This window comes from Salinivibrio sp. VGrn1, assembly GCF_009377995.1.
Lineage (GTDB): Bacteria > Pseudomonadota > Gammaproteobacteria > Enterobacterales > Vibrionaceae > Salinivibrio > Salinivibrio siamensis.
Genome location: NZ_SATA01000001.1, coordinates 1 through 22,090, shown reverse-complemented (window position 1 = coordinate 22,090; position 22,090 = coordinate 1). Strand labels below are relative to the sequence as shown.

The window sequence follows — 22,090 nt, the reverse complement described above, 5'->3', positions numbered from 1 at the left end:
CATGACCTCTGTTGCGCTTATTTGGTGGCACGGCTCCTCACGGGCGGTGTGACGCGCTGTATAAACAGCTACCTTATTCACAACGCCCGCCACTGATGCGGGCGTTTTTGTCTCTCAGTTTTGCCATCACGCGTTATCGTGCCACCACGCATTCAGCCACGGTAACCGGCAACCATAGTTTAAAAGGATATTTGATGATTATTGTACTTAAGCCCCAAGCCACCGAGCAGGATGCCAAAGCCCTCCTCAATAAAATCGAGCAATGCGGTTTAAAACCGCTTTATATGCCGGGAGTGGAACGCATTGTATTGGGCGCGCTGGGTGATGAACGTGTGCTGCAACAATGCCATTTTGAGGCTAATCCGCTGGTTGAGGAAGTCAAACCGATTTTAACCAAGTACAAACGTGTGAGCCGTGATGTACAGCCGCATGACAGCGTGGTGCATATCGGCAATGTACCCGTGGGCGGTCAACACTTCGTGGTTATGGCAGGTCCCTGCTCGGTGGAATCCGAACAACAACTATTGTCCGTGGCGGAGCGCGTTAAAACGCACGGCGCACGTGTGTTACGGGGCGGCGCCTTTAAACCTCGCACCAGCCCTTATGATTTCCAAGGCATGGGGGTTGAAGGATTAAAACTGCTCAAACAAGCCAGTGACCTGACTGGCATGCCAACCGTGTCAGAAGTGATGGAAATTAGTCAAGTCGACGCCGTGTGCGAGTACATTGATTGTTTGCAAATTGGCGCACGTAACATGCAAAACTATGGCTTACTCAAAGCGGTAGGCGAAACGGGCAAACCTGTCTTGTTAAAACGTGGGCTTTCCGCCACTATCGAAGAATGTTTGCTGGCGGCGGAATATATTGTCGATGCAGGTAACCCCAATGTGATTTTATGTGAACGCGGCATTCGCACTTACGAAACCGCCACACGTAACACCTTGGATTTGAATGCCGTGGCCTTGATGAAGCAGCGCAGCCATTTGCCTGTGTTGGTCGACCCAAGCCACGGGACCGGCGTGCGAGAGCTGGTGACGCCACTATCACGCGCCGCGGCGGCCGTGGGCGCGAATGGCATCATTGTGGAAAGCCACTTAAACCCAAGCGAAGCATTGTCAGACGGCCACCAAGCATTAACCGGCGATATGTTCGCGCAGCTGATGCAAGAACTCACCCCCTTTGTGCAAGCGGCAGGGAGAAAGCTGTGAACACTCATGATCCCCAACATGGCGAGCTCGATACGCTCCAACTCTCGGTGCCTTATGTCGCCGACCCGACTGAGTTATATGCCGCCGTGTGCCAAGATAAGCCTTATAGCATGCTGTTGGAGTCGGCAGAGATTGACTCCAAACGCAACCTTAAAAGCCTGATGCTGGTCGATGCCGCCGTGCGCGTTGAGTGCCGCGGACAGCGCGTGACCTTACAAGCGCTCACCCATAATGGCAGTCATTTGCTGGAGAGCATCGCCCAGAGCGCAGCGCTGAAAGCCCTTGCCTGTGAGGTAGCGCAGGCCGACGATGGAGACTTTCCCGCCCTGACGTTGACGTTCCGCCATCCCAACGACAATGGCGCGCTGTTGGATGAAGACGCCCGTCTGCGCCAAGCGTCGGTGTTTGATGCCCTGCGTGTTATCAAACAAAGTATCGCGTTGGATAACCAACCTGACGATGCGCTCTTTGTCGGTGGCCTTTTTGCCTATGATTTGGTGGCCAGCACTGAAACGCTACCGGCGGTGGACGGCACAGAGCACTGCCCCGACTACCTGTTTTATGTCGCGGAAAGCTTACTGGTGATTGACCACCAGCACCGCCAAGCGCGCTTACAAGGCACCTTATTTGGTGGTGATAACGCCCGCGCTCACTATGTGGATTTATCGCGTCGTTTACAAAGCATCAAAGAAGCCTGCTTATCGCCTGCGCCGCTTCCAGAAGCGCCCGTAGTGACCGATCACAGCGTTGCGGTTTCGGTCTCCGATTCAGATTTTTGTCAGCAAGTTGACGCGCTGAAAAAGCACGTCATTGCCGGAGATGTGTTTCAAGTGGTGCCATCGCGCCGCTTTACCCTCGCCTGTCCCTCGCCGCTCAATGCTTATCGGGCGCTGAAGCGCGGCAACCCTAGCCCGTATATGTTTTATCTGCGTGATAGCCAATTTAGCTTGTTTGGCGCCTCGCCGGAAAGCGCCCTCAAATATACTCAAGCGACTAATCAGGTTGAGATTTATCCCATCGCGGGTACGCGCCGACGCGGGAAAACCGCCCAAGGCGACATTGATCACGACTTGGATAGCCGCATTGAGCTTGAGCTGCGCAATGATGAGAAAGAAAATGCCGAGCACATGATGCTGGTCGATTTGGCCCGCAACGATGTGGCGCGAATTAGCACGCCCGGCAGCCGCCATGTCGCCGACTTGCTCAAAGTCGACCGCTACAGCCACGTCATGCATTTAGTTTCTCGGGTGGTGGGTCAGCTGAAACCCGATCTAGACGCGCTGCATGCGTACCAAGCCTGTATGAATATGGGCACGCTCACCGGTGCGCCCAAGCTTCGCGCGATGCAACTTATCCGTGACACCGAACAGTGCCGTCGCGGCAGTTATGGCGGGGCCGTGGGCTATTTTACCGGTTCGGGTGAGATGGATACCTGTATTGTGATCCGCTCTGCCTACGTTGAAAACGGCGTTGCCACCGTGCAAGCCGGCGCGGGTGTAGTGTTTGATTCTGACCCTCAAGCCGAAGCGGACGAAACCCGCGGCAAAGCACAAGCGGTGATCCACGCGATTCAAACCGCCCACCAAGGAGGCCAATCATGAGTACCCCGCTAATGGACATCGTCCTGCTCGATAACATGGACTCCTTTACCTACAACTTGGTGGATCAATTTCGCGCACTGGGTTACCCAGTCACGGTGTTTCGCAATCATTTAGAGGCCGAGGCGATTGTTCGTCATATTCGCTCCCTGCCCCAGCCGCTACTGGTGCTCTCGCCCGGCCCAGGTGCGCCTTCCGATGCCGGCTGTATGCCCGCGTTGATTGAGAGGCTACGCGGCCAAGTGCCGATGCTGGGGATTTGCCTGGGTCAGCAAGCGATCGTCGAAGCCTACGGCGGCACAGTCGCCGGTGCTGGCACCATCATGCACGGCAAGGCTTCGGCCATGCATCACCAACAGCATGCGGTATTTGGCCCATTGGCATCCCCACTCACCGTGGCCCGTTACCACTCACTGGTGGCGACTGAGGTACCTGCCAGCTTGGATGTCATCGCCACCGTGTTTGATGGCGACGATCAGAAAGTAATGGCGGTGGTGAGCAATACCGACTACGTGGTCGGTTATCAATTCCATCCAGAGTCCATTTTGACCGCACAAGGCGCCGCCCTGCTCACCCACACCATCGATTGGGCGAGTGGCTACTATCAGTGCTAACAACAACATCAGCGCTAACAACAACACGTGCCAGATAAGCACGGAGCTCGAACAGACAAATACCGAGGTTAAGTACAGTGATGGATCAACTACTAGAGACGCTTTACCAACAACAGTCACTCAGCCAAGCGCAAAGCGAGCAGCTGTTTAGTGCGATCATTCAGGGCGAGCTCGAGCCAGCACGATTAGCGGCTGCGTTAACCGCATTGAAGATTAAAGGGGAAACGCCTGAAGAAATCGCGGGCGCGGCAAAAGCACTGACTGACAACGCCGAACCTTTCCCCCGCCCTAGTTATCCGTTTGCCGATATCGTTGGCACCGGAGGCGATGGCGCGAACACCATTAATATTTCAACCACGGCCGCCTTTGTCGCCGCCGCCTGTGGCGTTAAAGTGGCCAAACACGGTAACCGCGGGGTGTCGAGCAAATCGGGCTCATCGGATTTACTCGCCGCCTTTGGCATTGATTTGGCGATGCCTGCCGACCACGCCCGCGAGGCCTTGGATAATCTGGGCGTTTGCTTTTTATTCGCCCCGCAATACCACACCGGCGTACGACACGCGATGCCCGTGCGCCAAGCGATGAAAACCCGCACCATCTTCAATCTGCTTGGGCCGTTAATTAACCCAGCGAAACCTAGCATCGAGCTGATGGGCGTGTATAACCAAGCCTTAGTTGCGCCGATTGCACAAACCATGCAAAACCTCAATATGACCCGTGCGGCCGTGGTTCATGGTGACGGTCTGGATGAAGTGGCTATCCACGGCCCCACAACGGTGGCAGAAATCACCCCGACCCAAATTGAACATTACACCCTGACACCCAGCGACTTTGGTGTATCCCAACACCCGCTGGACAGCATTGCCGGGGGCACACCGGAGCAAAACCGCGCGGTAATTAGCGCGATTTTGCAAGGTAAAGGCACAGACGCCCAGCAAGCCGCGGTGGCCGTCAATGTGGCACTATTGCTACGCTTATTCGGACAAGAAGATTTGAAAGCAAACACACAACAGGCCTTGGACGTGATGGCGTCGGGCAAGCCTTACACCATCATGCAAGCGTTAGCACAAAGGAGCGCAGTATGACCACCTCAGCCCTCAACGACACCATTTTAGGCCGCATTGTCGATGACAAAAAACGCTGGGTGGCTGCGCGCAAGCGCACTCAGCCGCTGGATAGCTTTATCGACCAACTAACGCTCAGTGATCGCGATTTTCGTGCTGCGCTGTCTGCACAGGGCTCACAGTTTATCTTGGAGTGCAAAAGAGCCTCGCCTTCAAAAGGGTTGATTCGAGAAGACTTCGATCCAGCCAGTATCGCCCGTGCCTACCAACCCTTTGCCGCGGCCATTTCAGTCCTGACGGACGAGGACCACTTTCAGGGCAGTTTTGACTTCTTGCCGATCGTGCGCGCACAAGTCGATGCGCCTGTGCTTTGCAAAGATTTTATTATCGACCCTTATCAGGTTTACCTCGCGCGTCATTATCAAGCCGATGCGATCTTATTGATGCTGTCAGTACTCGACGACGCCGAATACCGCGAGCTGGCCGATTTAGCCGAGTCGCTAAAGCTGGGCGTGCTTACTGAAGTGAGCACCGAAGACGAGCTCGCGCGTGCCAATGCCTTAGGGGCAGTGGTGATTGGCATTAACAACCGGAATTTACGTGATTTAAGCATCGATCGCGAGCGGACCAAACGTTTAGCACCACAAGTGGGCGAAAAAGCGATCGTGATTTCAGAAAGTGGTATTCATAGCCATCGTCATGTGCGCGATCTTGCCCACCACGCGGATGGCTTTTTAATTGGCAGTGCATTAATGGCAGAACCTGATCTGACCCTCGCGCTACGTAAAGTGATCTTGGGGGAAAATAAAGTCTGTGGGCTCACCACCGCCGACGATGCCCTCGCCGCCTATAACGCTGGCGCTGTCTACGGCGGACTTATTTTTGTTGAGCACTCCCCGCGCGCGGTGACACCCGCCGTGGCCGAGCGCGTACAGCAAGGCGCGCCGCTGCGCTATGTGGGCGTGTTCCAAAATCATGCGCTGGACACCGTAGCAGACTATGCCCAACAGCTAAGCCTTCACGCGGTGCAACTGCATGGTGATGAAGACGCAGCGTATCTACAAGCATTGCGCGAAAAGCTCCCTGTGCACTGTGAAATTTGGAAAGCGCACGGTGTCTCTGATGTCGCACCGGCTTTAGACGGCGTGAATGCTGACCGCCACCTTATCGATAGTCGAGTCGGCCAACAATCTGGCGGCACGGGTAAAACCTTTGATTGGCACCTGATTCCTAAAACCGCCAAAGACAAAGTCATGATTGCCGGCGGGCTCACCCCCGAGAATGCGGCCAAAGCGGCTGAACAGGGCTGCCTCGGGCTGGATTTTAACTCCGGCGTCGAGCATGCGCCCGGCGTGAAAGATGCCAACAAGTTACAAGCGGCGTTCCGCGCTCTTCGCCGCTATTGATTTTTCGAGATAGTTGATTTGCCGAGATGATTGATTTGGCTGAGAGGATAGATGTCGCCAAGACAGTCAACGTATCTCGGCCCCCAGTTAAAGACGTAAAAGGATAATTATGAGCAAGCTTAACCCGTATTTTGGCGAATTTGGTGGTCAGTACGTGCCCCAAATCCTGGTGCCTGCGCTGGATCAGCTCGAACAGGCGTTTATTGATGCCCAAGACGATCCGAAATTTAAAGACGATTTTATCCGCCTGCTGCAAGAGTATGCCGGACGACCCACCGCGTTGACGCTTTGCCGTAACCTCACCAAGGGGACGAACACCAAGCTGTATCTTAAGCGTGAAGACTTGCTACACGGCGGAGCGCACAAAACCAACCAAGTACTGGGCCAAGCGATGCTTGCCCAGCGTATGGGCAAATCAGAGATCATTGCCGAAACCGGAGCCGGTCAACACGGTGTGGCGACCGCATTGGCATGTGCGCTCTTGGGGCTGAAATGCCGCATCTACATGGGGGCCAAAGACGTTGAGCGCCAAAGCCCTAATGTGTTTCGAATGAAGCTGATGGGTGCCACTGTGATCCCAGTACATGCGGGCTCAGCGACGTTAAAAGATGCATGTAACGAAGCGATGCGCGACTGGTCAGCCAACTATGATACCGCACACTATTTGCTCGGCACTGCGGCGGGCCCGCACCCCTTCCCGACCATTGTGCGCGAGTTTCAACGCATTATTGGCGAGGAAACCCGCACGCAAATTCAGCAGGTAGAAGGTCGCTTACCGGATGCAGTGATCGCCTGTGTGGGTGGCGGCTCAAACGCGATTGGCATGTTTGCTGACTTTATCGATGACAAAGACGTGCGTTTAATTGGTGTTGAGCCGGCAGGCAAAGGACTCGATACCGATCAACACGGCGCGCCCTTAAAGCACGGCAAACCCGGTATTTTCTTCGGTATGAAGTCCCCATTAATGCAAGATGAATATGGTCAAGTGGAAGAGTCGTATTCAGTGTCTGCAGGGTTAGACTTCCCGTCGGTGGGGCCTCAGCATGCGCACCTTAACGCCATTGGTCGCGCCGAATATCCGGCGGTCACCGACGATGAAGCCTTAGAAGCGTTTCAATCACTTGCGCGCAACGAAGGCATTATTCCCGCGCTGGAGTCGGCCCATGCCATTGCCCATGCACAAAAGATGATGGCGGCGGAGCCGGACAAAGAGCAGCTTTTAGTGGTGAATCTATCCGGACGTGGTGATAAAGATATCTTTACTGTATATGACATTTTAGAAGGCAAAGGAGAGCTGTCATGATGGCATCATCAACTCGATATCAAGCGATGTTCGCAAATCTGGATGCCAAACAGCAAGGTGCCTTTGTTCCTTTTGTCACCTTGGGGGATCCAAATCCAGAACAATCACTCGCCGTGGTCGATGCCTTGGTTGAGGGCGGTGCCGACGCGCTTGAGCTCGGCATGCCGTTTTCTGACCCATTGGCCGATGGGCCGACCATTCAGGATGCAACCATTAGAGCAAGATCGGCTGGCACCACCCCCGATACCTGCTTTGAAATGTTGGCAGCGATACGCGAAAAACACCCTAACGTGCCGATTGGGCTGCTGATGTACGCTAACCTCGTCTACGCACGTGGTGTTGACGCTTTTTATACCCGCTGCGCGGAAGTGGGTGTCGATTCGGTGCTCGTGGCAGATGTGCCAATTGCTGAATCTGCGCCATTTCGTGAACAAGCCTTGGCGCAGGGCATTGATCCGATTTTTATTGCCCCGCCTAACGCAGACGATGCAACCTTAGCTCAGGTTGCGGAGCTCGGTCGTGGCTATACCTATCTGGTGTCGCGCGCGGGGGTAACTGGGGCCGAGGCCAAGGCGGGAACGCCTGTTGAGCACTTACTCGGCACCTTGCATCATCATGAAGCACCGCGTCCGCTGCTTGGCTTTGGCATCTCGACCCCTGAGCAAGTCAAAGCGGCAATTAGCGCCGGGGCGGCAGGCGCCATTTCTGGCTCGGCGGTGGTGAAGATCATCGAGCACCATCAACATGATGTACCTAAGATGCTCCATACGCTCACGCAGTTTGTCCATGAAATGAAAGCGGCGACGCAACAATAAAACGGCGCCAGTTACCACAATGGGCAGAATTGCCTGCCCATTTCACGTCACCCACCTATTAACGCTCGCGATAGCGTCATTCACGCGCATTAGGTTTACTGATTTGGCGGATTGTCGCGAGCGAAACCTTAAATGCATCACCCTGATCAGTCTGTGTTTCATTGCTGTCGTCGCTCTCCAGCGCTGGTCGACGCGCGCCACGACTGTGCAGTCGGTGGTCAGATGCTTGCATCGCGTCATGGTAAACACGATATTGGTTTTTACCGCCATGTTTTGCCGCATACATCGCCGTATCCGCATACCTCAGTAGCCTTTCACCACTGATGTTATTTTGCCCGAATGCCAGGCCAATACTGGCTGACACTTTGCACCGGTGGCCAAGCAATACCGATTGTCGTTGCGCAATATTGACCAGTGTCGTCGCTATCTCACCAGGCATATTTGCCTCTTGATAGGGAATTATCGCCGCAAATTCATCGCCACCTAATCGCGCGATAACGGCATGACTAGGGAGTTCATCAGCAAAGCGCTTTGCCAGTGTGCGCAAAAACACATCACCCACATCATGCCCATGCGTATCGTTTATCGCCTTAAAACCATCCAAATCAATCACTAAAATCGCCACCCCTTCTGTCGAGGTCGCAAAGCGGTGGTTCAAGGAATCAAACAGCCAATGTCGATTATTCAGGCCAGTCAGTTGATCCTCTCGGGCGAGTTTGTAGTATCGTTTCGCGTCATGCGCGATAAGCAGCAGAACCGTCGCACCAACCGCCATCATCCCCAATGTCATCATGGTGGTCAGCTGCCCAAGTTGATTAAGAAGCCGTGTGTGTTCTCGATAACCGTTGCCTGGCAATGACAGTGTCTGCGCAAAGTAGTCTTCCAGCTGTTGCCGCTGTTGGCGATAGCGCGCCATCACGTCACCAATATTGTGTGTAGAAAAGCGTAAGGCATAGAAGCTAGCTTCGCTCGCCTGAAGATCGCGATATATCGCGTTAAGCAACATCCTAGGGTTGGGCTGTGATGCGGTGTGTTCGCGAGCCATATTGATCGCGACAGGAAAGCGGCTCCACAAGATCTCATGCTGCACCGCCACATTATCAAAGCTGCTCTTTCCGCCTTGATAGCGTGCCAGCAACGTCATCAGTGCATCGTACTCTTTGGACAAGCTAAGCATGTACCATACAAGTTTGCTTTGGCTGCTGGTTAACCGATCCGATAAGCTGGTTATCTTGTGCGTCGTCAACACCACGCCGACTGCCATTAAGGCGATACAGCCAACCAAGATCACGCGCTTAGCAGGCATGATCTTCAATTGCTTACTTCTCATCATTCATGCCTCCTCAAGGCTCAACCTCAATGTCTGTTAACTGCCAAACCATCGTCTCGTAGTAGCGATCGGATTGCAGTTGCGGGTAATCATCCAAAGGGTAAATCAACCAAAGTGGCCCTAATGTTCGAATGGTCATCGGTTTACCATTGCGCTCAAACGCAATAATGGGCTGATAGCGTGTCACCACATCCCGCGGTAAACGTGCCTGATAGCGGTCCATCGCATTAAGCGTCAATGCTTGATAGTGCGAGACATTGGCGGCTTCAAGCAATGTTGATAGTTTGACTCCTCGAAAGGTTTGCAACCCGGCGGTAAAAGGCGTGTGTGTACTGATATCGATGTGAGGAAATCTATCTAATTGTTGGCGATCAAACGTGATACGCTCCGCATCGCCCACCGTGAGGGTCAGAGACACAGGAAGACGAAGTGAAGCTTGTGCGCTGTCTAATGCGAGCACAGAGACAAATACCACCACGAAGGGAATGAGTACGCGCGTCGACGCGCAAAATACCGTTATATAGGTTGGGCATGATTGTATGTTCATCGCTCACCATTGACGTCTCTACGGTTGTGTTTACCAACTGTCGCTCAACCGTTACCACTCAACAAAAACAGGTTTAGGTTGCGTACCAGACACACCCTGACCAAGCGTATTGCGTGCCCAGAATGAGCCACCTGTTAGCATCTCGCCACGCGTGTGGCGGACTTGCGATTAGTGTGCTTCAAAAGGATGCATATTGAACAGTGCTAACAAGCGGGTTTATTGATAATTCGCACAATTGAGACAACGGGGAGTCAATACGGTCAGACCGCACGTCATGAAGATAAAAAAGACCCACCAGTAAACGCACTGGTGGGTCAGGGTGTTAGCTCAGGTCGCGCATTAATATCTCAAACTCTTCTTGAGCTTGATCGATCAATGTCGCGAGCTCGTTGGCATCGCGATGGTTCAAAGGTAACGCCCAATTATCGTGTTTGCCAGGCTCAATATGCTCAGCCAATAACTGGGTGATTTTTCCTTTGCGCTGAAACGTCACTTCATCAAATTCAGCGAGATGAGGGCTTTCCTCGTCGGCGATGTGCACCGTCACATTGCCATTGGGGATCACCCGCACATGCGCTTGACGCGCGGGGGTGGTGTTTAAAGTATAACTACGTGAATGGATAGACATGTTAGCCTCCTATCACTCGACTTGGGGCACTCCCTATTATAGTGCTTAGCCATAAGGGATGGAGGACTATCCAGCTTTGTATTGCTTAAGATCATAGATGGTTACATTCTTGTTGCATCACCCCATGCAAAAACAAATACTTATTCAATAATACTGCATACGGTAAATGAATTCGCCCAGCGACTCAGCCCCCCTTACAACAGCGGGCTAAACATGTAAAAGAACTGCTCAATCGGCTTATGATAGACCGGTCTTTGTTGCCAAGCGTCCGCACTAATGCGGGTCGATTGTGCCAAATAGTGTCGATGTAGCGCATGAATATTCGCACAAAACTCGGGATCGTCGACGGTCAGCGTGAGCTCAAAATTCAGCCATAAACTGCGCATATCAAGGTTAACCGTACCCACGAGGCAGTACTGCTCATCGACCAACACGGATTTGGTATGTAATAACCCACCACCGAAGCGGTAGATTTCTATCCCTGCTGACATTAAATCCTCAAAAAACGAGCGGCTCGCCCACTCCACCATCAAGGAGTCATTTTTCTCGGGAATAATCAGAGTGACTGACACCCCACGCTGCGCGGCCGTTTGTAAGCTCACCATCAGACCTTCACTTGGCACCAAGTACGGGGTGGTGATCACAATGCTCTTCTCTGCTTGATGAATAGCCAGAGTCAGCACTTGTTGAATCATCCCTTCTGGCAAGCCAGGTCCAGACGGGATAGCTTGCACCGCGTGATTGGCATGTTGGTGATCTTCAATCAGCAAACACTCTGGCGATGACGGCAAGTCGCGTAGCCCAGTTTCCACCTCCCAATCCCACGCAAACACGCTACTTAGAACGGGTACCGTAGGGCCCGAGACCCGCACCATTACATCCACCCATTGCCCGACCCCCGCGTCCTGCTTGAAAAAGCGAGGATCCACCATGTTCATCGAGCCAGTATAGGCAATATGGTTATCAATGATCGCCACCTTGCGGTGCTGGCGAATATCAAGGCGACGGAAGAACATCCGAAATGGATTCACGGCAAGAGCTTCAATCAGCTCAACGCCGGCTTCACGCATTGCATGTGGCCATTTGCTGCGGAAAAAAACTTTACTGCCGGCAGAGTCCAGCATAATACGCACGGGGATCCCACGTTTGGCCGTATCGCAGGCCGCCTGCGCAACTTCATCGGCATGGCCGCCGGGATGCCAAATATAAAACACCATATCGACGCTTTTTTGCGCTTGGCGAATATCAAGCGCGATCGACTTAAGAATATCGGCCGGTTCTGTTTGCAACGCCAGCTGGTTGCCGGTGAGCTCCGGCACACCAATTCGGGCATGGCAGAGTCGATTGACATGGTGAGATTGTTCATTGATATGCTGAGGACGATGTGCAGGGCACGCCTGCAAACTGAGCAGCCATTGACGATATGGCTCAAACATCGCTTTTGCTCGCATTGCACGCGTCTTACCAAGGTTAAGCTCGCCAAATAGCAGGTAGGCAATCACCCCCACGATCGGGAGGATATAAATGATCATTAACCAAGCGATCGATACACCCAGCGCGCGGCGCTTGAATACCACTCGGACTGTCACCCCAGCAATGGTTAACCAATAGACCAGGAGCAACAGTAAGGTTACGATCTCGTAGACTTTTTCCATGCCTAATTGCACACCTTAATAATAACTGACGAAAGCGTGTTCTCTCGCTTTCTCTATTCTGCCTAGCTTGCCACTCGGTGCAAGCCATGATTTGTCTTTAGAAAAAGACAAGTGGCGTAAAAATCGTGATAAATGCCACACCAGTATAATGTTAAGTGCACCTTAAGGTGCATTTTAACGTGACCCAAAGCAGCAATGTTAACAATGTGTTAAATCAATAATTGCGATAGAGAAAGCCACTGTGATACTCACTATAGGCAGCGGATTCACCTTATCGATGCACACTAAGTAATCACACGGAGAGAGAATATGGGGAAATGTGGCGATATGATGGCATTACGTACGGCGTGATCTTCAAATTCTACGCATAAACTGGTTTACTTACGAGTCTTTGTAGAGGGAACCACTCGTCTCATAGTGTAATTATTAGTTTACACCATGAGCGAGCACCTGACGGGAGCAACTGAGTATGCGCCCATAAAAATCAATTAATTATCGAATACGATATCGAGTAGGTATGGCAAACACACAACGCGCACAATTTTCATCCCGATTAGGGTTTATCTTGGCGGCAGCCGGCTCTGCGATTGGGCTCGGCAACATTTGGGGTTTCCCCACGCAAACAGCCTCAAACGGCGGCGCCGTTTTTCTGTTTATTTATTTGCTGATGGTCTTTGTCCTAGCGTATCCCCTTTTGATAGCAGAACTCACTATTGGACGCTATGGCAATGCAAACCCCGTTCGCTCACTGTCAGCCGTATCCGGTGGACAAAAATGGATTGGTCGGTTACTTGGATTAGTCGGCTTACTCGGCGCGACTGGCATTTTAAGCTTTTACACCATCGTGGCCGGTTGGTTGGTGGGCTATATGGTCTCCCCCTTACTTGCATTAATAGGCTTTACCGATGCGGCAGCATGGTTAGAGTCATTTAGCGAGACCCGTAACCTCGCATTAATGCTGTGCTTTATGGTGCCGACGATTTTGGTGGTCCGTAATGGTATTGCCAACGGGATCGAACGCTGGTCGTCACGTTTAATGCCCGTCCTCTTTTTACTGTTCGTGATCATGGTGGTTTACATTTTATTTCAGCCTGGCGCGATGGAAGGGCTGAAGATGTACCTGATCCCAGATATGTCGCACCTCTCGCCGGGGCTGGTCGTGAGTGCCATGGGGCAAGCGTTTTTCTCACTCTCTCTGGGTGTGTGCGTGATGATGGTATACGGCTCGTATTTGTCCAAAACCGCCAACATTCCTAAAACTGCTGCACAAGTAGCACTGCTGGATACGGGCATCGCCTTTATTGCGGGGCTATTGATCATGCCTGCCATGTTTGTTGCCCAACACAATGGCGTGGCTATCTACAGCGATGCAGGCGCGCTCCTCAGCAGTGACACACTAGTATTCAGTGTCCTCCCTGCCATGTTCGACACCATGGGAACAGCGGGCATCTTTGTCGGTTTTGCCTTCTTCTTGCTGATGGTCATTGCCGCCCTCACCTCAGCCATCTCATTGCTTGAAGTACCTGTAGCCTGTGCTACTGAGGAATTCCGTCAATCACGAGAGAAAGCGGTATGGTGGATTGGCGGCCTTATCACCATTGCCTCGGCGGTGATTGTTTACAACTTTGGCGATCTGTTTGGCTTGGTGGTTACCGTCACCACCGAGTACGCACAGCCTATCCTTGGCCTGCTGTTTGCGTTGGTTGCAGGCTGGCTATGGCACCGCAACGAAATCTTGAAAGAGCTGGTGCAAGGTAGCCCTGAGCTTGGCGAAACCTGGTTTTGGAAAATCTGGCCAGGCTATGTTCGTGTTATCTGCCCGATACTGATGCTACTGGTGTTCGGCTGGGATTGGATTTAATCTTCAACGCGCCTTGGCAACCCCCCCTGCCAAGGCGCCTACCTTGTTATCTTTTCTCTCTCCGCCTTGTCGTTTCCCCTCTCTGCGCATTTGGGTACACTGCGTACATACTTAGCTTAAATACACCTAGTTACGCGGCGGCGTTATGAAACAACTGATTGATTTTATCCCTTTAATTATCTTTTTTGCCTTATACAAATTTTACGATATTTATATGGCAACCGGTGCACTGATCATCGCCACCCTAGTGCAAGTTGTGCTGGTTTGGGCGTTGTATAAACGCGTTGAAAAGATGCAAATCATCACCGCCGTTCTGGTCGCCATATTTGGCGGCATGACGCTATTTTTTCACGATGACAACTTCATCAAGTGGAAAGTCACCATTGTGTATGTCTTATTCGCCATTGGCTTGGCGGTGTCCGAGGCGATGGGTAAGCCTTTGATCAAGAATATGCTCAGCAAAGAGATTACACTGCCAGAACGCGTGTGGCGCACCATTAACTGGGCCTGGATTGGGTTCTTTTCCCTATTAGCCGGCGTGAACATTTATGTTGCTTATAGTATGCCGCTTGATACCTGGGTGAACTTTAAGGTCTTCGGCACTTTAATCCTGACCTTCCTGTTTATGATTGCAACTGGGGTGTATATCTATCGCCATATGCCCAAAGAGAGCAACTCAGACCAATAAAAACTTGCCCAAATGCTGTGTTAGCGGTCACAATTCTTGTCTGTTCTATAAAAAAGGGGGTGCATGCCCCTTTGCGATAAGATGTGAAGAGAACCATGCCTGACAATAAAAACAACTGCCCACGTGGCCAACTGCTGCTTCGTACATTAGCCATGCCCGCCGATACCAACGCCAATGGGGACATTTTTGGTGGTTGGATCATGTCCCAGCTCGATTTAGCCGGCGCAATTCTCGCCAAAGAGATTTCTGGTGGACGCGTTGTCACTGTCTCTGTCAACGACATTACATTTAAATCGCCCGTCAGTGTCGGCGATGTGGTTTGCTGCTACGGCACGTGCCAACGTATCGGCAATACCTCGATTACCATTGAGCTTGAGGTCTGGGTTAAGCCCGTCAGTCATGATGAGATTGGCGATCGCAACAAGGTTAGTCATGCAACCTTTAATTATGTTGCGATTGATGAAAACGGCCGCCCTCGCGCAATCAATAAATAACGCGATCAACAAGTAAAAAGGGCCTGTTAAATTGCAGGCCCTTCGTGTATCCGCTCGATAAACATCGCCACCGGCATGGCTATGAGATTAACAACCGCTTTAATTGCGCGACGTGCTGATCAAAAAGCAATTTATCTGTTTTCTTTCCGCTTTTGGCGATGGTCAGCCATTGCACGCCCGTGTCATCCTGGTGGTTATATTCAATGCGTAGCACGTATTTTGCGCTTGTCAGCAAAGCTAACAACGCGCCTGCAGCAAAGCCCACTGCAGGCAAATACTCCGCGTAAGGCAGCTCACCGACCAACATAAAAAACAAAAAGCTCGCGCTTAGTATTCCTAACCCCAACATCCTCAGCAGGTGATCTTTCCACGTGAGTTCTTCAACGCTGGCATCAACAATATTGTGCATCGTGTAACAGTCATCATTCACACATAAACGGGTTGGGGTTTGCTTTATTACCACTGACTTTCTCATACTTATTTCCATATCAAGGTGTGTTAGCCACTCACACTGTCGCAGCACTCATTCCACTGCGGCGATGATTATGTCTATTTTTACTAACAGAGCGAGTGCGACTAAACGCAAACGTGACCCACAACACTGAATATTTAATGTGTTCTGTGTTAACTATTTATACACGCGCCTGCTACGCTCAACAAAGTGGTGACTTTGTAGATAACGGACTATCGCATGACCATCCTAACCGGGATCCAACCTGAACTTGATAGACACCAGCTCTCTGAGCTGAATGTCGACCTGCTGTCGGCTGTGCTACGCGGCGCAGACATGCTGGTCAGTGGTGACGACAGGCTTGCCAATATTAATCACTTGCTCGCTGAAATTGGAGCTGTCACGCAAGTGAGTCGCGTGTGGGTGTTTCAAGTATTAGCACTCAGCGACAGCGATATTTTGCAAGATTATGTTTTTGAATGGGCCAACGAGAAGAAGTATGCGCAAATTCGTCTCCCCCACTTCAATCATTTTAGCTCTAGCCTCGCTCACCCCGAGTACCGCGAGCTGATAGAAAGCCGACAACGTGGCGAGTATCAATCTGTCATTACTGATCAATTACCCTCATCCTGGCTCAAACGCTATTTAACACAACAGCGCATTTTATCGATGTTAACCATCCCCATCATTGTCGATAATAAATGGTGGGGAACACTAGGGTTTGATGATTGCGAGCGTGAACAACGCTGGTCAGAAAGTGATGTGACCTTGCTGCGCGCCACGGGACATCTCATCGCCAGTACAGTGCTAAAAAACGAGCTGTTTTCTAAACAACGGCAAATCGAAATCATTAAAGACAATACCCACTGCAGCACCTGGCAAGTGGATGTTCAACGCGGTATCTGTTGGTGCTCGTCAGAGATCATCGGTGACAGTGCTGCCAGCAGTATTCGTGACTCCCGTACCTACACCAGCCGACACTGGCTGCGCCGCATTCATCCTCAGTATCGTCGAGCGTTTTTCTCGCGGGTGCGCCATTTTTTATCGCCCGCTGGCAACGAGCTAAAAATGGACTTACAGGTTAAACGTGATAATGGTGAATATACGTGGGTAGAAATCACCACCAATAATGATCCGAAAAATAAGCCTCAAGGTGTGGTCGCTGGGGTGATGTGGGATATCAGTCAGCGTAAGGCGGAAGAACAAGCATTAATGCGCCAAGCTGCGACTGACCCGCTGACACAACTATACAACCGCCGTCAATTTGCCAGTGACCTTGCCCGCTTTGGTGAACAAGCCCGGTACCGACATCAGCCTCTATCCCTGCTTATTATTGATATCGACCATTTTAAACGCATCAACGATAACTACGGCCATATCGTTGGCGATCACGTCCTCGAAGCCTTCGCGTCATTACTCGAAACGCATCTTCCTCTGCACAGCAACATTTATCGCATTGGCGGGGAAGAGTTCGCTTGTCTGTTGGCGAATACCGACCAAAAAGCGGCGCAGCACTATGCCGCTCAGCTCTGCGAGGCCGTTTACGACCAACATTCGATCCTCGACTACTCCCCCGCTATCCGTGTGTCCGTGTCAATTGGCTGTGCAGAGCTCGACGCGGCCCAGCTCGATGCTAAGCACCTCTACCAGCATGCCGATGACGCTTTATACAACGCCAAACTCTCTGGACGCAACCGGGTCGTCAGTTACGCTTAAACTTGTAGGGCATTCTCGGTCAGTACATTTATCTCGCCACCGCCGTTATTCAGTGAAGACGGTGATTTGCTAAACTACATCTAACACACTCGATTTTATATCCCCCTCAAGGAGCTTCTATGCCAGCTCGCCCGGATTTTCTCGACAACCTCTCTCCTCATCACGGCAAAGTCGTCCCTGGCGTACTGAGCCTAGAGACACAAACGGCTCTCGCTGCCAAACTCGACGCCATGCCAAATGGGCAAACTTGGTATGCCGACATTTACAAAAAAGCGATCTATGGGCCCATGGTATTCCGCGACCCAGATCTCAACATCGCCGACACCATTGAGGCACTGCTACCAGACTATCGCATTTTGGCCGATTTATATTTGGAGAAAACGCCCGAGGATCAAGGCTTTCCTTTCCATACCGATTTTGACTCGATTGGCTTTATGGAGCGGCCGGAAGATATGCTCACGGTATGGATCCCGCTGACGCCAGTGAAAGAACCCGGCTCAGGGCAGTTATCTATCGTGATGGAAGAGGGAGCGGTGCGCCTATCGCTGATCCGCGAAGCCAATCAATTGCACTCACTGGTGCGCATTGCCGACCCGTCGGTGCCCGAGCACCCGCCGTTTCACATCACTCAGCAAGAGTATGACTATATGGAGAAAGGTAAGGTGACGCCTGCGTTGGATGCAGGTGATGCGCTGCTGTTCTGTAACGCTTTTTTCCATAAATCAGAGGATGTCTACCAAGGCAAACGCGCTGCCTACATCATGCGCTTGGTGCAAAAAGACGCTAAATTTAGCAAAACACGCTTGCTGGCACTGAGAAAGCTCGGACAGAACCTGGCGGTGGTCGAAGAATTACTGAAAACGCACTATCCAGAGGCGTTATAAGGAGTGATTTTATTGAGGGTGGTGAGCATGACGCCTCGCGCCTTCATTGTGCCATTGTGCACCGCAGGCGCTAGGTGACTAATAGTGATATCGGCAAGATAGGATCGTAATAGACGTATCATCCACGGCGTAAACCAGCCGATTGGTGTCATCAATACGCCGCGACCAGAAGCCTGTCAGATTTTCTTTTAGTGACTCAGGCTTACCTATCCCCTCGAATGGCGTTCGTTTTACATCGATGATGAGCTTGTTGATTCGCTTGAGTGTTTTTCTATCCTGACTTTGCCAGTATACGTAGTCACGCCACGCATCATCCGTCCAGCAAAGTAAGCGACTACTCATCGTCATCGACTAACGCGTGCTCCATCGCTTTCCCCATCTTGTACTGAGTAATAGAGCGATTTAGGTGCTCAGCATTTGCGGGCGAGCGCAACAGGTGGACGGTTTCCATAAGGCTGTTGTAGTAGTCAAGCGACATCACCACCGCATCCTCTGCATCACGTCGGGTGATGATAGCGGTATCAGCGTCGTCAACCACCCCATCTAATACCGTTTTGAGGCCATTTCTCGCTTCAGTAAACGAAATGATTTTCATCGGATCACTCCTATTCTTACACCATCGAAGTATAGAGCAACAAACTAGACATGTACAACTTAAAGAACATGTCTAGTCGCTATTCGCTGAGCACAACTGTCCCGCAATGACAGCGAGCCAAGTGTTCGGGTTGGATGGGCGTTTGACCGACTTGTTTTATCATGCGCTCACCTGCTCATTTTCATGGTGATCAAGCGGATAGACTTTCTCAAAGCGCTCTAACACCAAAGGGGATTGGGTTGTAAACGGCACGCCAAGTGCTTGCCCCTCTTCCTCAAAAAACGCAAGATGTGCCTGCCGCCACCACGCATAACTCTTATCGCCCTCTCCTTCCGCTGCGGCGAACTCAGCAGTCACTTGATCAAACGGGCACTCGCTCACTTCAGTCACTTTAATAATACAAACCGGCTGCTGCGCCCAGTTAAGCACCACGGTTAAACGCCCGACTTGCGGGTAAGGTTCGTTTTCTATCTCGTAGCATGCTTTTAAGCTACACGATGCGCGTTTTATGCCTTGATCAATCAAACGGGCGCATTCGTTAGCATTGTATTCATCCGCGCAAAAGTACTCGGCAATCGTTTCAGGCACGGCCTGACGTTCTGCGTCAGTTAAAGTGGCAAGGTAGGTGTTTAAAAATGCCTGTTGTTCTGTATTCATGAGTGTCCTTGTTTATTCAATTATCCAATTCGCGGCGCCAGCTCCCGCCTCCTGAAAGCGAAGTTTTATCGGATAGGTGTCATCACAGCCTTCGACAATCCATAGCTCTCGCCACATTCTTGTGCCTACCTCGCCTGACGGCATTTTCCGCACATAAGGTACAAACGACTCTCCCACTTATCATATTGCGATAACTCCACCAATGCGTATTGGGTCGTTGCCGCTACTCATAGTTCTGCCAGTATTTGAATATGGCTGTGAGCAACAAAGCCTAACGACTCGCAAAGGCGTCGAGAGGCAATATTTTCCCGGTTGGCACGATATCGGGCGACACGTCCCCTCTTTTCAACCTCTTTGACCCACCTTGAAATCAGTGCCTTGCCGACACCGCGCTGACGACAGTTTGGTGTCACTAAGATAGACAGCGATTCAAAGGGCTCGACACCACAATATGATGCAATGATCCCAACAGGCTGACCTTCCAGATATGCCATATAGAAATAGTCTGAGTCCAGACTTAAATCCGCTTTAAATAATTCTTCCTCATCAAACCCTGTAATAAATTGTTCGATGTGCTCCCGATGGGCGTCCAGCGTGAGCTGAACAACCTCTACCTTTGATTTAGCGTCACAAATATGACCTGATAGATAATAGTCAATATCATCGATATAGACCTCAAACGCTTGAGAGTTCACATCGTCGATATAGTCATACAGCGATCGCAGCTTAGATTTTTCTAGATGTGTGCGAACGTCTTCATTGCAGCTGACCAGTGTCAGGTTATCAGACGCATACAGAAACGCTAAATCCTCTTCGCCGCCTCGTTTATAGTATTCACAACCAGTGAAAATATAATTGCTCTCAATCTGATTCACGCCCAAACGCGCAAGCCAAGATTTATCAATGCTATCCATCGCTTTATACTCCATACTTAGTCAAAAGTGCCGGCTACGCGACACTTAAAGTTTTGAAATTTCGGCAGAGCAAAATTCAACTAGCAGGCCATCTTCTAGCCAAACCTCATACAAAGGACCACCAAAGTGTTTTCTAAATCGATGAGTTAATTGATATTTCTCTGCTATCGCAACTAACTCATCTACCGTTTTGTTTGCTTCGAGCATAAAGTGAGAAGCATGAAAATTTTGCTTTTTACCTTGATCTTCATAAATTGCAGCTAAGTCGCCGAACGTCAATTTATACTGCACTGGAATGAGCTCTATTAGTTCGTTATCACTCTCGCTCCAAACACACATCCATGCACCAGTCATCGTCTTTGAAGGAAATGCTTTAGCCTCACCATTTGTCAGCTCAGCTAAAATCTCCGAGCTACGCTTCGGTCGGCATGAATTAACAGACAAATGCTTAATTTTCATTTAATTTCTCGATCTTCCCTGACATAGAAAATGCCCGCTTACGTGGTGTGCAACGCAATACCGATGTTACCGCATACCACCTAAATTACTAAATCTGCCGCAAACCACAAATGCTACGCGTTGCGAATCCGTATTTAAGCGTTTTTTAGTTTCATTTTTCAAGAACAAGGCATTGATATTTCGCTATTTTATTTAAATCTTCCGTATATTGCGGAAACTCAGATTGTAACAAGCATAGAGCATCAGCAAATGTTATTTGATGCAAATTTGACGTGTAATCAAAGATTAAGCAATTTATACGTGATTCAAACGATTCTATACCCGGCTCAGCCTTGCATTGCCCCCATATGACTTGATCGATTTCATCTTCGGGGTCTTCCAAAGGACTATTGGCCTGAACATATAAGTTTGACAGCATTGCTTCATACAGTGATGTTGATAACTGATCTTTGCAACGTAATAGCCAAGCCAAAGTGATCAAGTTGTGTCCAAAGAAACCAAACTGCTCAATACAAGATGATAATACATCTGAGAGACTGGCCTTTACTGGCACTGGTTTCGAGTTAACGCTATCTATATTTGAAAACGTAGACGTAACGAACTCTGTAAAACGATTAAGAAAGGCTGGGATCTGATGTTCATTCAATTGCCTATAGACACTATTCATTGCAAGCAATATCGTCACATGGTGGGATAAGTATTCATTATCAGATGCTGCTTTGGTGGCAAAGTGGCGAAAAACCTCATCAAAACCTTTGTTTTGATACCACTGAAAAGTAGCTTGATAAGCTGCGGGATAAATACCACGATTCAGTATTCTTTGAATACGAAAATCTTGTAATGCTGGTGCTTGAACAGATTCCTCATATGTAGGCTGTACCAAAACTGAATCATTAGCCATTAAAATAGACGTATGAGAAAAAAGTTTGTCATTTTCACCAAAACGTTTAGCAAGGAAATTTGCTGATAAAAATGCTTTCAACGCATGAGGTTGATGAATGATTGCCCCACTATGTAAGGCTTGTTCTAACAATTCCGAATCGTTCATATGTCCTCCGTGACACTAACGAATGACACAGGGCGAGCGCATGAGTGTTTATTTTTCAACCATCGCCGGTATGCCTGCGGCTAAAACCTTTTCTAAGAAACTGGGATTCATGAGACAGCGCTTCTGTTTGGCCACCAAGCTGATCTTGGTCGGCT

At 50.5% G+C, this 22,090-nt stretch carries 23 protein-coding genes and 1 other annotated feature; of the genes, 12 read left to right on the top strand and 11 right to left on the bottom strand.

Annotated features, from left to right (window positions below; genetic code table 11):
• Positions 1-16 precede the first annotated feature (16 nt).
• Positions 17-111: a sequence feature (Trp leader region), on the top strand.
• Between the two features lie 83 nt (positions 112-194).
• The 7 genes from aroF (at position 195) to trpA (ending at position 8,008) form a co-directional block, all read left to right on the top strand.
• Positions 195-1,208, top strand: coding sequence for a 3-deoxy-7-phosphoheptulonate synthase (aroF, locus tag EHW56_RS00120; RefSeq protein ID WP_152796754.1), 1,014 nt, complete (start codon positions 195-197; stop codon positions 1,206-1,208).
• On the top strand, positions 1,205-2,809 hold the full coding sequence (locus EHW56_RS00115) for an anthranilate synthase component 1 (protein ID WP_172970041.1): 1,605 nt from the start codon (positions 1,205-1,207) through the stop codon (positions 2,807-2,809). Before aroF ends, EHW56_RS00115 begins: the two co-directional genes overlap by 4 nt.
• A complete protein-coding gene (locus tag EHW56_RS00110) occupies positions 2,806-3,420 on the top strand; it encodes an aminodeoxychorismate/anthranilate synthase component II (protein WP_152796756.1) in 615 nt (204 codons plus the stop codon). The genes EHW56_RS00115 and EHW56_RS00110 overlap by 4 nt, the downstream gene beginning before the upstream one ends.
• A gap of 80 nt (positions 3,421-3,500) precedes the next feature.
• Positions 3,501-4,505, top strand: a complete 1,005-nt coding sequence (gene trpD / locus EHW56_RS00105) for an anthranilate phosphoribosyltransferase (protein WP_152796794.1) — start codon at positions 3,501-3,503, stop codon at positions 4,503-4,505.
• Entirely contained in the window at positions 4,502-5,890 is a 1,389-nt protein-coding gene (gene trpCF / locus EHW56_RS00100) for a bifunctional indole-3-glycerol-phosphate synthase TrpC/phosphoribosylanthranilate isomerase TrpF (RefSeq protein WP_152796758.1), read from the top strand. The genes trpD and trpCF overlap by 4 nt, the downstream gene beginning before the upstream one ends.
• 109 nt (positions 5,891-5,999) lie before the next feature.
• Positions 6,000-7,193 carry a tryptophan synthase subunit beta gene (gene trpB / locus EHW56_RS00095; RefSeq protein ID WP_152796760.1) on the top strand — a complete coding sequence of 398 codons (1,194 nt, stop codon included), beginning with the start codon at positions 6,000-6,002 and terminating at the stop codon, positions 7,191-7,193.
• Entirely contained in the window at positions 7,193-8,008 is an 816-nt protein-coding gene (gene trpA / locus EHW56_RS00090; protein ID WP_370517162.1) for a tryptophan synthase subunit alpha, read from the top strand. Before trpB ends, trpA begins: the two co-directional genes overlap by 1 nt.
• A 76-nt stretch (positions 8,009-8,084) precedes the next feature.
• On the opposite strand, the gene EHW56_RS00085 is transcribed toward trpA, so the two are convergent.
• From EHW56_RS00085 to cls, 4 genes are all read right to left on the bottom strand, one after another.
• Positions 8,085-9,341: a GGDEF domain-containing protein gene (locus EHW56_RS00085; protein ID WP_152796764.1), complete on the bottom strand. Its 1,257-nt coding sequence runs from the start codon at positions 9,339-9,341 to the stop codon at positions 8,085-8,087.
• A 10-nt stretch (positions 9,342-9,351) separates the two neighbouring features.
• Positions 9,352-9,885 carry a molybdopterin-dependent oxidoreductase gene (locus tag EHW56_RS00080; RefSeq protein WP_152796766.1) on the bottom strand — a complete coding sequence of 178 codons (534 nt, stop codon included), beginning with the start codon at positions 9,883-9,885 and terminating at the stop codon, positions 9,352-9,354.
• A gap of 322 nt (positions 9,886-10,207) precedes the next feature.
• Positions 10,208-10,513 carry a hypothetical protein gene (locus EHW56_RS00075; protein ID WP_046073439.1) on the bottom strand — a complete coding sequence of 102 codons (306 nt, stop codon included), beginning with the start codon at positions 10,511-10,513 and terminating at the stop codon, positions 10,208-10,210.
• Positions 10,514-10,707: 194 nt separating this feature from the next.
• Complete coding sequence (gene cls / locus EHW56_RS00070) at positions 10,708-12,168, bottom strand: cardiolipin synthase (protein WP_152796768.1); 1,461 nt, start codon at positions 12,166-12,168, stop codon at positions 10,708-10,710.
• A gap of 517 nt (positions 12,169-12,685) precedes the next feature.
• Here cls and EHW56_RS00065 point away from each other — a divergent pair.
• The 3 genes from EHW56_RS00065 (at position 12,686) to yciA (ending at position 15,211) form a co-directional block, all read left to right on the top strand.
• Positions 12,686-14,029 carry a sodium-dependent transporter gene (locus EHW56_RS00065; RefSeq protein ID WP_046073441.1) on the top strand — a complete coding sequence of 448 codons (1,344 nt, stop codon included), beginning with the start codon at positions 12,686-12,688 and terminating at the stop codon, positions 14,027-14,029.
• A gap of 145 nt (positions 14,030-14,174) precedes the next feature.
• Positions 14,175-14,717, top strand: coding sequence for a septation protein A (locus EHW56_RS00060; protein ID WP_077605981.1), 543 nt, complete (start codon positions 14,175-14,177; stop codon positions 14,715-14,717).
• Between the two features lie 95 nt (positions 14,718-14,812).
• Entirely contained in the window at positions 14,813-15,211 is a 399-nt protein-coding gene (gene yciA / locus EHW56_RS00055) for an acyl-CoA thioester hydrolase YciA (protein ID WP_152796771.1), read from the top strand.
• A 79-nt stretch (positions 15,212-15,290) separates the two neighbouring features.
• Here yciA and EHW56_RS00050 read toward each other — a convergent pair whose 3' ends face one another.
• Positions 15,291-15,686, bottom strand: coding sequence for a hypothetical protein (locus EHW56_RS00050; protein WP_152796773.1), 396 nt, complete (start codon positions 15,684-15,686; stop codon positions 15,291-15,293).
• 216 nt (positions 15,687-15,902) lie between these two features.
• On the opposite strand from EHW56_RS00050, the gene EHW56_RS00045 reads away from it, so the two are divergent.
• Complete coding sequence (locus EHW56_RS00045) at positions 15,903-17,378, top strand: sensor domain-containing diguanylate cyclase (protein WP_052708002.1); 1,476 nt, start codon at positions 15,903-15,905, stop codon at positions 17,376-17,378.
• A gap of 119 nt (positions 17,379-17,497) precedes the next feature.
• Positions 17,498-18,262, top strand: coding sequence for a hypothetical protein (locus tag EHW56_RS00040; protein WP_152796775.1), 765 nt, complete (start codon positions 17,498-17,500; stop codon positions 18,260-18,262).
• A 78-nt stretch (positions 18,263-18,340) separates the two neighbouring features.
• On the opposite strand, the gene EHW56_RS00035 is transcribed toward EHW56_RS00040, so the two are convergent.
• From EHW56_RS00035 to EHW56_RS00005, 6 genes are all read right to left on the bottom strand, one after another.
• The gene (locus tag EHW56_RS00035) at positions 18,341-18,610 is read right to left on the bottom strand and encodes a Txe/YoeB family addiction module toxin (RefSeq protein ID WP_216644429.1); all 270 of its coding nucleotides are present in this window, start codon (positions 18,608-18,610) and stop codon (positions 18,341-18,343) included.
• Positions 18,597-18,857, bottom strand: a complete 261-nt coding sequence (locus EHW56_RS00030; RefSeq protein WP_069590095.1) for a type II toxin-antitoxin system Phd/YefM family antitoxin — start codon at positions 18,855-18,857, stop codon at positions 18,597-18,599. The genes EHW56_RS00035 and EHW56_RS00030 overlap by 14 nt, the downstream gene beginning before the upstream one ends.
• A 159-nt stretch (positions 18,858-19,016) precedes the next feature.
• A complete protein-coding gene (locus EHW56_RS00020; protein WP_152796776.1) occupies positions 19,017-19,514 on the bottom strand; it encodes an ASCH domain-containing protein in 498 nt (165 codons plus the stop codon).
• A 227-nt stretch (positions 19,515-19,741) separates the two neighbouring features.
• On the bottom strand, positions 19,742-20,428 hold the full coding sequence (locus EHW56_RS00015; protein WP_172970040.1) for a GNAT family N-acetyltransferase: 687 nt from the start codon (positions 20,426-20,428) through the stop codon (positions 19,742-19,744).
• 45 nt (positions 20,429-20,473) lie between these two features.
• A complete protein-coding gene (locus EHW56_RS00010) occupies positions 20,474-20,887 on the bottom strand; it encodes a hypothetical protein (protein WP_152796780.1) in 414 nt (137 codons plus the stop codon).
• Positions 20,888-21,038: 151 nt separating this feature from the next.
• The gene (locus EHW56_RS00005) at positions 21,039-21,935 is read right to left on the bottom strand and encodes a hypothetical protein (protein WP_152796782.1); all 897 of its coding nucleotides are present in this window, start codon (positions 21,933-21,935) and stop codon (positions 21,039-21,041) included.
• Positions 21,936-22,090 lie beyond the last annotated feature (155 nt).

Coding starts and splice junctions, on each gene's coding strand:
- aroF (WP_152796754.1), top strand. CDS start 195: ATGATTATTGTACTTAAGCCCCAAGCCACCGAGCAGGATGCCAAAGCC.
- EHW56_RS00110 (WP_152796756.1), top strand. CDS start 2,806: ATGAGTACCCCGCTAATGGACATCGTCCTGCTCGATAACATGGACTCC.
- trpD (WP_152796794.1), top strand. CDS start 3,501: ATGGATCAACTACTAGAGACGCTTTACCAACAACAGTCACTCAGCCAA.
- trpCF (WP_152796758.1), top strand. CDS start 4,502: ATGACCACCTCAGCCCTCAACGACACCATTTTAGGCCGCATTGTCGAT.
- trpB (WP_152796760.1), top strand. CDS start 6,000: ATGAGCAAGCTTAACCCGTATTTTGGCGAATTTGGTGGTCAGTACGTG.
- trpA (WP_370517162.1), top strand. CDS start 7,193: ATGGCATCATCAACTCGATATCAAGCGATGTTCGCAAATCTGGATGCC.
- EHW56_RS00085 (WP_152796764.1), bottom strand. CDS start 9,341: ATGATGAGAAGTAAGCAATTGAAGATCATGCCTGCTAAGCGCGTGATC.
- EHW56_RS00080 (WP_152796766.1), bottom strand. CDS start 9,885: ATGAACATACAATCATGCCCAACCTATATAACGGTATTTTGCGCGTCG.
- EHW56_RS00075 (WP_046073439.1), bottom strand. CDS start 10,513: ATGTCTATCCATTCACGTAGTTATACTTTAAACACCACCCCCGCGCGT.
- cls (WP_152796768.1), bottom strand. CDS start 12,168: ATGGAAAAAGTCTACGAGATCGTAACCTTACTGTTGCTCCTGGTCTAT.
- EHW56_RS00065 (WP_046073441.1), top strand. CDS start 12,686: ATGGCAAACACACAACGCGCACAATTTTCATCCCGATTAGGGTTTATC.
- EHW56_RS00060 (WP_077605981.1), top strand. CDS start 14,175: ATGAAACAACTGATTGATTTTATCCCTTTAATTATCTTTTTTGCCTTA.
- yciA (WP_152796771.1), top strand. CDS start 14,813: ATGCCTGACAATAAAAACAACTGCCCACGTGGCCAACTGCTGCTTCGT.
- EHW56_RS00050 (WP_152796773.1), bottom strand. CDS start 15,686: ATGAGAAAGTCAGTGGTAATAAAGCAAACCCCAACCCGTTTATGTGTG.
- EHW56_RS00045 (WP_052708002.1), top strand. CDS start 15,903: ATGACCATCCTAACCGGGATCCAACCTGAACTTGATAGACACCAGCTC.
- EHW56_RS00040 (WP_152796775.1), top strand. CDS start 17,498: ATGCCAGCTCGCCCGGATTTTCTCGACAACCTCTCTCCTCATCACGGC.
- EHW56_RS00035 (WP_216644429.1), bottom strand. CDS start 18,610: ATGACGATGAGTAGTCGCTTACTTTGCTGGACGGATGATGCGTGGCGT.
- EHW56_RS00030 (WP_069590095.1), bottom strand. CDS start 18,857: ATGAAAATCATTTCGTTTACTGAAGCGAGAAATGGCCTCAAAACGGTA.
- EHW56_RS00020 (WP_152796776.1), bottom strand. CDS start 19,514: ATGAATACAGAACAACAGGCATTTTTAAACACCTACCTTGCCACTTTA.
- EHW56_RS00015 (WP_172970040.1), bottom strand. CDS start 20,428: ATGGATAGCATTGATAAATCTTGGCTTGCGCGTTTGGGCGTGAATCAG.
- EHW56_RS00010 (WP_152796780.1), bottom strand. CDS start 20,887: ATGAAAATTAAGCATTTGTCTGTTAATTCATGCCGACCGAAGCGTAGC.
- EHW56_RS00005 (WP_152796782.1), bottom strand. CDS start 21,935: ATGAACGATTCGGAATTGTTAGAACAAGCCTTACATAGTGGGGCAATC.